This window comes from Mycobacterium sp. 23 (genome assembly GCF_048287075.1).
In the GTDB taxonomy this organism is placed as follows: Bacteria; Actinomycetota; Actinomycetes; order Mycobacteriales; family Mycobacteriaceae; genus Mycobacterium; species Mycobacterium gordonae_B.
This window is the reverse complement of record NZ_JBLVUX010000005.1, coordinates 5,216,853-5,229,736: the sequence shown is the minus strand read 5'-3', so window position 1 is coordinate 5,229,736 and position 12,884 is coordinate 5,216,853. Positions and strand designations below refer to the sequence as shown.

The 12,884-nt window shown below is 68.1% G+C and carries 12 protein-coding genes and 1 pseudogene; 5 read left to right on the top strand and 8 right to left on the bottom strand.

The genetic code is table 11. The features are described 5' to 3' along the window. Positions 1-33 precede the first annotated feature (33 nt). From ACNQS7_RS25420 to cobF, 7 genes and pseudogenes are all read right to left on the bottom strand, one after another. Entirely contained in the window at positions 34-783 is a 750-nt protein-coding gene (locus tag ACNQS7_RS25420; protein WP_418014710.1) for an SDR family oxidoreductase, read from the bottom strand. Between the two features lie 16 nt (positions 784-799). After that, positions 800-1,285 carry a zinc finger domain-containing protein gene (locus ACNQS7_RS25415; protein ID WP_418016145.1) on the bottom strand — a complete coding sequence of 162 codons (486 nt, stop codon included), beginning with the start codon at positions 1,283-1,285 and terminating at the stop codon, positions 800-802. Positions 1,286-1,468: 183 nt separating this feature from the next. After that, a pseudogene (locus tag ACNQS7_RS25410) lies at positions 1,469-1,609 on the bottom strand (Fpg/Nei family DNA glycosylase); the annotation flags it as partial. A 78-nt stretch (positions 1,610-1,687) separates the two neighbouring features. Continuing rightward, positions 1,688-3,178 carry a PE family protein gene (locus ACNQS7_RS25405; RefSeq protein WP_418014709.1) on the bottom strand — a complete coding sequence of 497 codons (1,491 nt, stop codon included), beginning with the start codon at positions 3,176-3,178 and terminating at the stop codon, positions 1,688-1,690. Between the two features lie 167 nt (positions 3,179-3,345). After that, on the bottom strand, positions 3,346-4,221 hold the full coding sequence (locus tag ACNQS7_RS25400; RefSeq protein WP_418014708.1) for a PE family protein: 876 nt from the start codon (positions 4,219-4,221) through the stop codon (positions 3,346-3,348). Between the two features lie 124 nt (positions 4,222-4,345). Further along, positions 4,346-6,040 carry a PE family protein gene (locus ACNQS7_RS25395; protein WP_418016143.1) on the bottom strand — a complete coding sequence of 565 codons (1,695 nt, stop codon included), beginning with the start codon at positions 6,038-6,040 and terminating at the stop codon, positions 4,346-4,348. Positions 6,041-6,128: 88 nt separating this feature from the next. After that, a complete protein-coding gene (cobF, locus tag ACNQS7_RS25390) occupies positions 6,129-6,872 on the bottom strand; it encodes a precorrin-6A synthase (deacetylating) (RefSeq protein WP_418014707.1) in 744 nt (247 codons plus the stop codon). A 126-nt stretch (positions 6,873-6,998) separates the two neighbouring features. Between cobF and ACNQS7_RS25385 the strand changes: the two genes are divergently transcribed. The 4 genes from ACNQS7_RS25385 to ACNQS7_RS25370 all read left to right on the top strand — a co-directional run bounded on the left by ACNQS7_RS25385 (position 6,999) and on the right by ACNQS7_RS25370 (position 11,084). Further along, positions 6,999-7,904: an AurF N-oxygenase family protein gene (locus ACNQS7_RS25385; RefSeq protein WP_418014706.1), complete on the top strand. Its 906-nt coding sequence runs from the start codon at positions 6,999-7,001 to the stop codon at positions 7,902-7,904. Between the two features lie 227 nt (positions 7,905-8,131). Beyond that, complete coding sequence (locus tag ACNQS7_RS25380; protein ID WP_418016142.1) at positions 8,132-9,064, top strand: DUF4873 domain-containing protein; 933 nt, start codon at positions 8,132-8,134, stop codon at positions 9,062-9,064. A 331-nt stretch (positions 9,065-9,395) separates the two neighbouring features. Next, the gene (locus ACNQS7_RS25375) at positions 9,396-10,160 is read left to right on the top strand and encodes an STAS domain-containing protein (RefSeq protein ID WP_055581149.1); all 765 of its coding nucleotides are present in this window, start codon (positions 9,396-9,398) and stop codon (positions 10,158-10,160) included. Positions 10,161-10,214: 54 nt separating this feature from the next. After that, on the top strand, positions 10,215-11,084 hold the full coding sequence (locus ACNQS7_RS25370; RefSeq protein ID WP_418014705.1) for a TIGR03619 family F420-dependent LLM class oxidoreductase: 870 nt from the start codon (positions 10,215-10,217) through the stop codon (positions 11,082-11,084). A 3-nt stretch (positions 11,085-11,087) separates the two neighbouring features. Here ACNQS7_RS25370 and ACNQS7_RS25365 read toward each other — a convergent pair whose 3' ends face one another. Continuing rightward, positions 11,088-11,903 (bottom strand): enoyl-CoA hydratase/isomerase family protein, encoded by an 816-nt coding sequence (locus ACNQS7_RS25365; protein ID WP_418014704.1) that lies wholly within the window; start codon positions 11,901-11,903, stop codon positions 11,088-11,090. A 56-nt stretch (positions 11,904-11,959) separates the two neighbouring features. Between ACNQS7_RS25365 and ACNQS7_RS25360 the strand changes: the two genes are divergently transcribed. Beyond that, the gene (locus ACNQS7_RS25360; protein WP_418014703.1) at positions 11,960-12,877 is read left to right on the top strand and encodes a class I SAM-dependent methyltransferase; all 918 of its coding nucleotides are present in this window, start codon (positions 11,960-11,962) and stop codon (positions 12,875-12,877) included. Positions 12,878-12,884: the final 7 nt, after the last annotated feature.

The following is a 12,884-nucleotide window of genomic DNA, read 5'->3' as shown; positions in this document are numbered from 1 at the left end:
CGTGTCGGGGGATTTTGCGTCTGCTCGGCGGGTTCAGGCGAAGCGCTTGGTCAGCGGCGGTGGCAGCACCCGCATCAGCTGAACCAGCGGCGCCCACGGCCACCACGGCACAGCCGCGCGGCCGGGTTCGCGCTCGATGGCGGCGACGAGCTTCCTGACACCAGTTTCGTTGTCCACCATCAACATTGTGGTGCCCGACTTGGCGGTCATCTCCGACTCGATGTAACCCGGCTCCATCACCGACACCTTGATGGGGCCTTTGGCGTATTCGGCGCGCAGCGATTCACCCAGCGAGCTGAGTCCGGCTTTGCTTGCGGCGTAGGCGGCCTTGACACCGGGCACGCCCTTGTTGCCCAGCACCGAGGAGATAAGCACCAGATGACCGGATCCGCGCTGGTTGAACATTTCCAGCGCAGCTTCGATCTGCACCAGCGCCGCGATGAGATTGGTTTTCAGGGTCGCCTTATTCGCCCATAACTTGCCGGAGCCGAGCCGCGCCCCCTTGCCGATGCCGGCGTTGACGATGATGCGGTCGATTCCGCCCAATTCGTCGCTCAACTCCCCGAACACTTTCGGCACCTGGTCATGGTCGTTGACGTCGAGCTGAGCCACAGCGATCTTGACGGACGGATACTGTTGCGAGAGTTCTGCTTTCAGCTCTTCCAACCGGTCGGTGCGGCGGGCGCAGAGCGCCAGGTCACGGCCCTGAGCGGCGAAGGCGCGGGCCATACCGGCGCCCAGGCCGGAACTTGCTCCGGTGATGAGGATTTTCTGGCGGGTCACCCAGGCAGCATAGCTATCACTTGAGCAGCCGCGACATGCGCCGGTCGGCCAGCACCTTGCCGCCGGTCTGACACGTCGGGCAGTACTGAAAAGACTTGTCCGCGAACGACACTTCCCGCACGGTGTCCCCGCACACCGGGCACGGCAACCCGGTGCGGGCGTGCACCCGCAGCCCGGAGCGCTTTTCGCCTTTGAGTGTGGCCGCGCCCTGACCGACGGATCGACTCACCGCGTCGGTCAGCACGGAGATCATCGCGTCGTGCAGGGTGGTGAGCTGTTCGGCGGACAGTTTCGCGGCGGTGGCGAACGGCGAGAGACGCGCGACGTGCAGGATCTCGTCGCTGTAGGCGTTGCCGATGCCCGCGATCACCTTCTGGTCGGTGATGACGGTCTTGATGCGGCCGGTGTTGCCGGCCAGAACGCGGGCGAGATCGTCGGGGCCGAGTTCCAGCGCGTCCGGGCCCAGGGCGGCGATCTGCGGAACCTGCTGTGGGTCGTTCACCAGCCACACCGCCAGCCGCTTCTGGGTGCCGGCCTCGGTGAGGTCGAAGCCCGGCGCCTCGCCGGGTGTGCCCAGGTGCACGCGCAGGGCGATTGGTCCCTTGCCGGGCCGCAGCGGCGCCGCGGCCAGCTTGTCCGACCAGCGCAACCAGCCCGCGCGGGACAGATGGGTGATCAGCCACAGATCGCCGGCCTGCAAGCCCAGATATTTGCCCCACCGGACGGCGCCGACGACGGTCTGGCCGTGCAGGGCGTTGATCGGCGGAGCGAAGGTCTTGAGCACCGACAGCGCGGCGACGTCGACGCGGCCGACCGTCAGGCCCACGGCGTGCCGGCGCAGGTGGTCGGCCAGCGCTTCGATCTCGGGGAGTTCGGGCACGTGTTCAGTGTGCCGGACGTGGCGTTATAGCGCGGCGCCCGGCGTGCCGGGCGTGCCCGAGATCTGGCCCTTGGTGCCCCCGGAGCCGGGGGTTAAGCCGTCGCCGCCGTCCCCGCCGTTGCCGTAGAGGGTGGCGTTGCCGCCCGCGCCGCCGTTGCCGTTGGTACCTGACACGGGATTCGGGAGGCCGGTCCCCAGGCCAGGCGGGCCGCCGTAGCCGCCGTTGCCGCCTGCGCCGCCATTACCGGTCAGCCCAGCGGCACCGCCGGAGCCACCGGAGCCGCCCGCACCGCCATCGCCCGCGACATTGGACAGCGCGGCAACGCCCATGGTCCCCCCACGTCCGCCGTCGCCGCCGAGCCCGCCGGCACCGCCGTCGCCGAGGAGGAACCCACCGCGCCCGCCCACACCACCGAAGCCGCCCGCTCCTCCGTCGCCGCCGTCGTAGTAACGGGCGCTCCCACCGAAACCACCAAGACCGCCGTCACCGCCTGCGCCACCCCTGCCGAACAGCCCGGCGTCACCGCCGGCGCCGGCGGTCAGACCGGCCGAGCCGCCGTTGGCACCTTTGAAGACCTGCGGCCCGCCGCCGACCATTCCGCCCCCGTCCCCACTGTCGCCGCCGTTGCCCCCGTTGCCGGACAGCCAACCGGCGTGGCCGCCGTTACCACCCAGACCGCCGCGGCCACTGATGCCGACAGCGGCATCCGGTGCGGCGGTCGTGGTGCCGGTCGCCTGTCCCCCGCCACCGCCCGCCGCGCCGTTGCCGCCATCGCCTAACAGCAGGCCGCCTCGGCCGCCGACCCCGCCATTGCCGCCCGCACCGCCATTGGCGCCCGGTCCGCCGGGACCACCGGCAAGTGCACCCGCATTTCCGCCGACGCCGCCGATACCACCCGCCCCGCCGTTGCCCCAGATCCAGCCGCCGGCGCCACCAGCGCCGCCACTGCCGCCGGCCAGACCCGCCGCACCCGCGGCCCCGTTCGCACCCGCTCCTCCTGCCCCACCGGCCCCGCCGTTGCCGAACAACCCGGCCGACCCACCGTTACCGCCGTTCTGTCCGGCGGCACCAACGGCTCCACTGCCTCCGTTGCCCCACAGCAGGCCGCCGTCCTGGCCGCTGGCACCCGCGGTCGCACCGTTGGCGCCGTCACCGATCAGCGGACGGTTCAGCACGGCCTGAGTGGGCGCGTTGATCACGCCAAGCGCCTGCTGGGCGACGGTTTGCAGCGCGTTGGACGCCTCGGCGCTCGCGTACTGCGCGGCGCCTCCGCTCATCAGCGCGACGAACTGCTCATGGAACTGCGCGGCTTGGGCACTCAGCGCCTGATACGCCTGCGCGTGACCGGCGAACAGGGCGGCGATCACTGCCGACACCTCGTCGCCACCTGCCGCGACCACTGCCGACGTCGGCAACGCGGCCGCGATATTGGCTTGGCTGATCGTGGACCCGAGACTGGCCAGATCCGACGCGGCGGCAGTCACAAACTCCGGCGATGCGATCACAAAAGACACTGCCCGACCCCCCTAGGCTGGCCGCACCTCCCCAGGGCGGTACGGCCATGCTACTGCGATCAAGATCACATTTTGCTGTTTTGGAGCCGACTCCACCTGGGAGCGAATCAAATCCAACGAAGGCTACGGAGGCCGCGCCGTGAAATGGGGTTCAGCTAAACCAGGGATCAGGCCTGTGCGGCGACACCCGGCTCGCCGAGGACGCCGGAACCACCGGCTGCGCTGTGTCCGAACAATCCGGCACCGCGTCCCTCGGGAGCGAACAAGCTGTCTCCGCCGCGCAGGGTGTGACCCGCGAGGGCAGCGCCTTCGCCATGGAGCCAGCCACCGCGGTCGCCCTCGCCCGCCACGCCACTGGGTTCTGCGTGCGCCGGGTGGGCAGTGCTGGCCGGGTGCGCTTCGTTAGCGCCCTTGGCAGGCTGGGCGGCGGACGATCCATTCGCGGCGGCGGCCAGCGGGGCGCCGCCGAAGAAGCCCGGGGCGAATGCCTGCGCCGCGCCCGCCTCGGCGGCCGACGCGTCGACAGCGGGCGCACCGGCGCACAACGCGCCCACACTGCCAGCACCGCCACTGCCGAATAGTCCTGCCGTACCGCCGGCCGGTGCCAGAGCGGTAGCCGCGCGCGTGCCGAACAGCGAAGCACCGCTGCGGGCGGCGCCCACAGCGGCACCGACTCGGCCGACGTTCATCGACTGCGCGGCAGCGGCCGTGGCCATGGCCGCTTCGGTCGAGGGGGCCGCGCCCTGCTGCATCGGCGTCGCGTTGGCCGCTTCGGCACCTGCATACAGATTGGCGCCCGCGCTCATCAGTTGCACGAACTGGTCGTGGAACAGAGCCGCCTGCGCGCTGAGCTGCTGGTAGGCCTGGGCGTGCGCGCCGAACAGTGCCGCGATCACGGCCGAGACGTCGTCAGCTCCGGCTGCCATCACTGAAGATGTGGGTGCTGCTGCCGCCGCGCTGGCCGCGTTGATCGTGGAACCGATGCTCGCCAAATCCGAGGCCGCTGCGGCAACCCACTCTGGACTGGCGAACACATACGACATTCGGCAACCTTTCCCGACCGGTGCTGTGATTACTAACACGTGTTTAGCACGTGAGATGGAATCGTAGCGCGAGAATAGGTGCCCCAAGCGCACCTCTTTTGCCGACGGCCCCCTTCAGCCGCCCTCAGAGGGTCACGCCGGGGACGCCGGGCTGACCCAGAAGCCCGCCGTCGCCGCCCGGCCCGGGGTCGCCCGGACCGTGGGTGTCACCGCCATTGCCCCCGTTTCCGATGAAGGTGGCACTGCCGCCTCCGCCGCCGTCACCACCGAAGGCGCCGTTCAGACCCCCGTCACCGCCATTTCCGCCGTTGCCGAATAGCAAACCGCCGTTGCCGCCGAAACCACCCATGCCGCCCGCCTGTCCTTTGTCCGGGTCCGGGCTGACGGCGACGTTTCCCGCCTGGCCGCCGTTGCCGCCATTGCCGATCAGTTTGGCGTCAGCCCCTTGACCCGCATTGCCGCCCTGACCTGCGTAGCCGTAGCCAACGTGCGGACTGGGTTGGGCAATGTTCCCGTGGCCTGCGACTCCGCCATTACCGCCGTTGCCGCCCCCGCCGCCGTTACCGAAGATCCCCGACTCGCCTCCGGCGCCGCCCCAGCCGCCCGCTCCGCCGTTGCCGGAAGTGTTCAGGATGAACGCGTCGCCCATGTTGCCGCCGGTTCCGCCGTTGCCCGCGTTGCCCCCGGCCCCACCATCGCCCCAGATCAGGCCGCCGGTCCCACCTTGGCCGCCCCAGCCACCGCCGCCCCCGTCACCGCCGCTGTTGGAACCGGACAAGCCGTTGGCGCCCGTGCCGCCGTGACCACCCGCCCCGCCGTGGCCGAAGAACCCGGCATTGCCGCCCGTCCCGCCGGTGCCGGACGACCCGCCGTCGGCGCCACCGTATGCGGGCTGGTTGATGTAACCGCCACCGTCGCCGCTGTTGCCGCCGGCACCGCCGTTGCCGTACAGCCACCCGCCCTGGCCGCCGTCGCCGCCGTTACCGCCGAACCCACCGGCACCTTGAGTCTGGAATCCCGGATTGACGCCGATGCTGCTGGTGCCCAGTCCCCCGCCACCGCCGGTCCCGCCGATCCCACCGTCGCCGAACAGCAACCCGCCGCGGCCGCCGAAGCCCCCATTGCCGCCGGCGCCGCCGTTCTGACCCACGGCCTGGGCGCCGAACGGGATCGTCGCGCTGCCACCCAGGCCGCCCGCCGCGCCGTTTCCGCCGGTGCCCCAGATCCAGCCGCCGGCGCCGCCGTTACCGCCGTTACCGGCATTGCCACCGGCCAGGCCGGAACCCGCTGGGGTGATGCCCGCCCCGCCGGCGCCGCCGTTGCCCCCGTTGCCGAAGAAAGCCGCAGATCCGCCGTTGCCACCGTTCTGGCCCGCCGCGCCGGGTGCTCCGTTGCCGCCGTTGCCGAACAGCCAGCCTCCGTCGCCTCCGTTACCGCCGGGCGTGGTGGCGTCGGCGCCGTTGCCGATCAGCGGGCGTCCGGTGAGCGCAACGAACGGATCGGTCGTCGCAGCAGCAAGTGCCTGCAACGGCGACGTGTTGAGAGCCTCGGCAGCGCCGTATTGGCTTGCGCCCGCACTCATCAGCGCGACGAACTGCTGGTGAAACGCGGCTGCCTGGGCGCTGACGAGTTGATAGGCCTGGGCGTGCGAACCGAACAGCGTGGCTATCGCCGCCGAGATCTCGTCGGCGCCGGCGGCCAGGATCGCAGAAGTGGGCAACGCCGCCGCCGCGTTCGCCGAGCCGATTGCCGACCCGATGCCCGACAGATCGTCAGCCGCGGCCAGCACGTATTCGGGAGTTGCGAAGACCCACGACATCGTCACGGAGCACATGTTCGCAGACTGTTGGATGTATGTGCAATAAGGTGCTAGAACGCCAAAACCCCTGATAGAAGTGGGTTTTTGATCAGTCCGCCGGCCACAGCAGGTAGGTGTCCATGATCCAGCCGTGCCGTCCGCGGGCCTGCGCGCGCAGTGCCACGATCTCGGCGCCCACCGCCCCGACGGTCCCGGAGATCAGCAGCTCGTCGGCAGTGCCGAGGTAGGCGCCCCACCAGATCCGGGTGCCGGGCGGACACCTCTGGAACGAACAGTCCGCGTCGAGCATCACCACGGCCGCGCCGGACAGTCCGGCGGCGCGCAGTTGACGGCCGGTGGTGATCAGGACCGGCGCACCTATGTCGTTGAGAGGAATGCGGTGCCTGGCGGTCAATGCCTGTATCGCGGTGATGCCCGGGATCACGTCGAAGGAGAAATCCACGTCGGCGGCCACCGCCGCCAGGATGCGCAGCGTGCTGTCGTACAGCGACGGATCACCCCAGGCCAGAAACGCGCCCACGCCGTCGGGCGGCAGTTCCGCGGTGATCGCGTCCGCCCAGACCCGCGCCCGCGCGGCGTGCCAGTCGGACACCGCTTGCCGGTAGTCACCGCCGCCGGCGCGCTGCGGGTCCTCCAGTTCGACGAACCGGTAACCCGGCTCGCGGATGAACCGCGCGCAGATCTGGCGGCGCAACGCCACCAGATCGCTCTTCGCCTCCCCCTTGTCCATCGCGAAGAACACCTGCGTGTCGTTCAGCGCGTCGATCGCCTGGACGGTCACATAGTCGGGGTCGCCGGCGCCGACGCCGATGACGTGGATGTGACGGGTCATGTCGCTCAAGCTAATTGAGAGAGTGACGTTTCTACCCGGGACCGCCGGTACCCGGTACCAAGGGTATTGACTAGCCGGTGTGATCTGCCTAACGTTGGACCTACGCAATCGAAGGGACGGTCAACGATGACCACTGCGGTGCGCCCCGGCGGGCCCAGTCGTGAAGAATTCTCCGAGCGTCTACTCAAGGGCTCGGTCAAGAAGTCCTATGAACCTGTCGTGGACATCGACTGGGACGCCCCGCTGGACCCGGACAAGTTCTTCCTGCCGCCGCGGCTGGTGTCCCTGTACGGCACTCCGATGTGGGACGAAATGACCCGCGAGCAGCAGATCGAGCTGTCCCGCCAGGAGCTGGTCAACACGCTCTCGGCGGGAATCTGGTTCGAGAACATGCTCAATCAGTCGCTGTTGCGGACCATCCTGCACGAGGATCCCACCAGCCGGTCGACGCACTACAAGCTGACCGAACTGGGCGACGAAACCCGGCACATGGTCATGTTCGGCAAAGCGATCGAGCGGATCGGCGCGAAACCTGTGCAGCCGAAGCGTTTTCACCGCTACGTCATCAACGCGTTGCCGCTGGCGTTCCAGCGCGGTTCGATGCTGTGGGTGGCCGCGCTGATCGGTGAGGAGATCTTCGACTCGCTGCAACGACAGATGATGGATGACCCGGAGCTTCAGCCGATCATCCAGCGGCTCATGCGAATTCACGTCACCGAAGAAGCCCGCCACATCCAGTTCGCCCGGGACGGCGCCCGTAAGCGGGTGGCCGAAATGCCGCGCGTCAACCGCTGGTTCATGGCCAATATCAACGGCCTCGGCGGGTACTTCTTCAACTATCTGTTCAGCAACCCGGTGCCTTATGCGCGCACCGGACTGGACCCGATCCGGGCCCGGCGCGCCGCTCGCACCAGCGAGCACCGCCGCGAGATCCAGGTCGCCGGATTCGCGCCCCTGGCAGCGTTTTTGACGGAGGTGGGGCTGATGGGGCGGATTGCCCGCCGGGGCTGGAAGCGCAGCAGGTTTCTGTGAGCACGCCGCATGCGGTGGTGATCGTTGGCGCGGGAACCTACCGCCGCTGCGTGCAGGACACCCTGCAGGCGTCCGGTGTTCAGGGCATCAAGGTGTGCGACGACGTACATCGTGCGGCGTTTGACGATGACACCGACAGCTGGGTGTTACACACCGACAACGACGTCGTCCGGGCCCGGGTGGTGGTGGCCGCGGCGTCGGCGCCCGTCGTCGCCTGGACGCCAGAACTGAAGGGAATCTCGGCTTTTCGCGGTGAGTCATTTCACGCGGGCCAGTGGGACGAGAACTTTCATCCTGCCGGCAAACGAATCGCCGTGGTAGGGACCGACTCTTTCGCCGGCCACCGCCTGAGCCGGGTTCGTCAATCAGCAAGAACGCTGACCGTTTTCCCGCTCGCACCGCGGCGCGTGACCATCGAGATCCAGCGCTGGCCGACCCGCACCAGGCGCCGCATACTGCACCGAACACCCAGCGGACCGCAGGTCGCGCCCACGATCGAGGCCATCACGGCCACCGGCATCCGCACCGTCGACGGCACGGAGCACCCCGTCGACGCCATCATCTACGGCACCGGCTTGACGATTGAGAACGACCCGCCGCTCACCGGCACCGGTGGCCTGACTCTGCGCCAGGCCTGGACCGACGGCATGGAGCCGTTTTTCGGGGTCGCGGTCCGCGGTTTCCCCAACTATTTCTTCCTCGCGGGCCCGGATATCGTTGCCCAGGCCCGGTACATAGCGGCATGCGTGGCAATGATGCGCCGCAGCGGCAGCCGCCGCATCGAGGTGCGCCACAGCAGCCAGCAGGTGTACAACGAACGCGCCCAACTCGCTCCGGTTTCGCCGCCCCCGGCGGAGTCGGCATTCGACCTGTCATCCCACGCGCCGGATTACGAAGACACCTACGACGGCGAAGCGACGCTGGAGATAGGCGGGACCCGTCATCCGGTGCGCGTGCGACTGGTCGGGCACCTGGACCCGCTCGACGGTAACTATCACTGGCAAGGGACTGTCTTCGACGCGGCGGAACTCTCCCGAGAGCGGGTCGGAACGTTGTCGGTGGGCGGGCACAGCGCGCCCGCCCGCATCGTCGAGCAGACGCCCTGGGGGACCCATTCGGTGTCCGGTGTCGGAGCACCTCCCTACGCCCGCAACGGCTGACCACCGAAATTCCTGCGTCTGCACCACTCGTACTGCCCTTAGGCTGGGAATCTCGCCGATTGCAGGTTGACCGCGCGCACTGAGTGGGTAATCCCCCCTCGTGGTGCATGCCGCGGCAGGTGACCAAACGGCGAAAAACGGCATGTGCGGCGTTGTGATGGCCGGCGCATCGCGGCCGCCCGGTCCCCTCCCGGGCTTCGCCGGCGGCGCCGCACTTTCGCAAAACGGTGCGCTTGCCCGAAGATAGGTTCTCTTGGCGGCGTTTGACGACGGGGCAGAAGTTCGAGGAGCGGGACATGGAACCGGACGACACGATCGGACTGGCATCCCGATGAGCGCGGTCGCCAAGTCCTCCAGCTCGCTGGCTATGGCATCGCGGACCGAGGATTCGGTGGTTGTGCTGACGGCTGAAGGCGTGCTGGACGCCAAGAACTCCACGGAGCTGCGCGACTGCATCACCAAAGCCACGATCGACGTGCCTGCCGCCGTCATCGTCGATGTCAGCGCACTTCAGGTGCCCGACGAAGCCGCGTGGTCGGCGTTCGTGAGCGCCAGGTGGCAGCTGGACACCCGGCCGGACGTGCCGATCCTCCTGGTTTCTTCCAACCGCGCGGCCCGTGACGCGATCACCCGCAGCGGCGTGGCCCGCTTCATGCCCGTCTACCCGACCGAGAAAGGGGCGATGAAGGGCGTCGCCAAGCTCGGCCGCCGCAAGCTGCAGCACGCGCAGGCCAAACTGCCCGCCAACCTGACCAGTCTGCGTGAGTCCCGCCAGCTGGTCCGGGAGTGGCTGACCACCTGGTCCAAGCCCGGGCTGATCCCGGTCGCCCTCGTGGTGGTCAACGTCTTCATCGAGAACGTTCTGGAGCACACCGGCAGCGACCCGGTGATGCGCATCGAGTGCGAGGGGCAGACGGCGACCATCGCCGTGTCGGACACCAGCGGCGCACCGGCACTGCGATTGACGTCGCCCTCCAAGGGCATCGACGTCTCAGGGCTGGCCATCGTCGAGGCGTTGTCGCGGGCCTGGGGCAGCACCCCGACCTCGTCGGGCAAGACGGTGTGGGCGGTCATCGGACCGGAGAACCAGCTGTAACGACCCAGGTTCTAATGTCGAGGGACGCAACCCTTCGACGAAAGCAGACGTGACGTGCGGTTCAGCTACGCCGAGTCGATGACCGACCCCGCTTTCTACATCCCGCTGGCCAAAGCCGCCGAGACGGCCGGGTACCACAGCATGACCATCGCCGACAGCCTTGCCTATCCCTACGAATCCGAGTCGAAGTACCCGTACACGCCCGACGGTAACCGCGAGTTCCTCGACGGCAAGGACATGATCGAAACGTTCGTCCTGACAGCGGCTTTGGGGGCGGTGACCACAACGCTGCGGTTCAATTTCTTCGTCCTCAAGCTGCCGGTGCGACACCCGGCGCTGACGGCCAAGCAGGCCGGATCACTGGCCGCGTTGATCGGCAACCGGGTGGGCCTGGGTGTGGGAACCAGTCCGTGGCCAGAAGACTACGAACTCATGGGTCTACCGTTTGCCAAGCGGGGCAGACGAATTGATGAGTGTATCGAGATTGTCCGGGGCCTCACGACGGGTAATTACTTCGAGTTCCACGGCGAGTTTTACGACATTCCCAAGACGAAGATGAGTCCGGCTCCGTCGCAGCCGATCCCGATCCTGGTGGGTGGTCACGCCGACGCCGCGCTGCGACGGGCGGCGCGACTGGACGGCTGGATGCACGGCGGTGGCAGCGACCCGGCCGAGCTCGACCGACTTATCGCTCGGGTCAGGCAATTTCGCGAGGAGGAGGGCAAGACCGGTCCGTTCGAGATCCACGTCATCTCCGCTGACGCCTACACCGTCGACGGGATCAGGCGCCTCGAGGACAAGGGCGTCACCGATGTCATCGTCGGCTTCCGCTGGCCCTACATCAAGGGACCGGACCTCGAGCCGCTGGACGTCAAGATCCGGCACCTGGAGAAGTACGCCGACAAGGTGATGTCGAAAGTCTAGTTCTCACAGCGGGTCCCATTTCGGGGCGCGCTTCTCGCGGTGCGCCAGCGCGGCCTCGGTGGGATTATTGGTAAAGCCGGTCAGGATCTGGGTGCGGTTCTCGATCTCGATGGCGTGCCGCAGACTCGGCGCGTCCAGCGCCGCATTGAGCCCGATCTTGGTCTGCCAGACGCCGAATGCGTTGTTCGCGGCGATCTCGCGCGCCTTGTTCAGCGCGGCGGTCATGAGGTCGTCGGGTGCGACCACTTCATGAACGAGCCTGATGCGGTAGGCCTCCTCCGCGTCGATGATGCGACCGGTCAGCATCAGTTCGCGCGCGACACCGGCGCCGACGATCTTGGGCAGCAGATAACTGGTACCCATGTCCATCGACGAGAAGCCGGCCTTGATGAACACCGAGCCGAACCGCGCATTCTCGGAAGCGATCCGGATGTCGGAATGCAGCGCGAACGCCAGCCCGCCCCCGACCGCGACACCGTTCACCGCGGCGATCACCGGAATGGGCAGCTCGTACATCCGCAGGTAAAGCTCGGCCAGTCGCACTTGAGCGTCGTAGGTGACCTTGAACTGTGGCGTAGCCGGTTTGACGTCGGTCCAGGCTGCACCGGTGCCGCTCAGGTCCGCCCCCGCGCAGAACCCGCGGCCGGCTCCGGTCAGGATCGCGACCCGAAAGTCACCGTGGCTCAACGTGTTCAGCGCCTCATCGACCCCGTCGATCAGCGACCCGTCAATGGCGTTCAGCAGCCGGGGCCGGTTGAGGGTGATGCGGGCGATGCCCTCCTCGAGGGTTTCCATCGTGACTGCGGGTTCGGATGCCATACCCGAACGGTAGGCGAGTTCAGCGGACTTCCAGGTACCGGGCTTACGGTGAGTCCATGGCACGTGCCGACGACGACAGCTGGGACCTGGCCAACAGTGTGGGGGCCACGGCCACCATGGTCGCTGCCGCCCGGGCGGCGGCCAGCCGACGCCACAACATCGTCGTCAACGATCCGTTCGCCGAGCCACTGGTGCGGGCCGTCGGAGTCGAGCTGTTCGTGCGGCTCGCGGCGGGTGAGCTCGACGATGTCGACGCCGAGGGCAACCTGGGCTTTCCGCGGATGATCGACACGTTCGCCGCCCGCGCGAAATACTTCGACGACTACTTCGCCGAGGCCGGCAGTATGGGCGTGCAGCAGTTTGTGATCCTGGCTTCCGGACTGGACTGCCGCCCATACCGGCTGCCATGGCCTGGCCGCAGCAGGGTGTTCGAGATCGACCAGCCCGAAGTCATCCAGTTCAAGACTTCGACGCTGCGGGCGCTCGGTGTCACGGCCGACGTCGAACACCGCACCGTCGGCATCGACCTCCGCGACGACTGGCCGGCGGCGCTGTTGGCCGCGGGTTTCGACACAGACCAACCTACGGCGTGGCTCGCCGAGGGCTTGTTGATCGGCTTCTTGCCGCAGGAAGCCGAAGTCCGATTGCTGGACAACGTCATATCGCTCAGCGATTCAGGTAGTTGGCTCTCGGCCGACTACGGACAGGTGGCCGGCCGTTCCGCTGCCGATCAGCAGCAGGCGCAGCGGATGACCGATTCGTGGCGCGAGCTCGGGCTGGATATGGACATCGCCGGCCTGACGTATCCCGGTGAGCACACCGACGTGGCGGCTCACCTTTGGGCGAACCGGTGGAACACGATGACGTCAGACCTGGCCGAATTGTTCAGTGCTGCGGGGCTGGCCCCGTTAGGCGAGGCGGGGGCTAGTGGGCCGGCGCAGTCGATCGGTTTTGTGCGGGCGTCGTCGGGGTAGCGGGGGA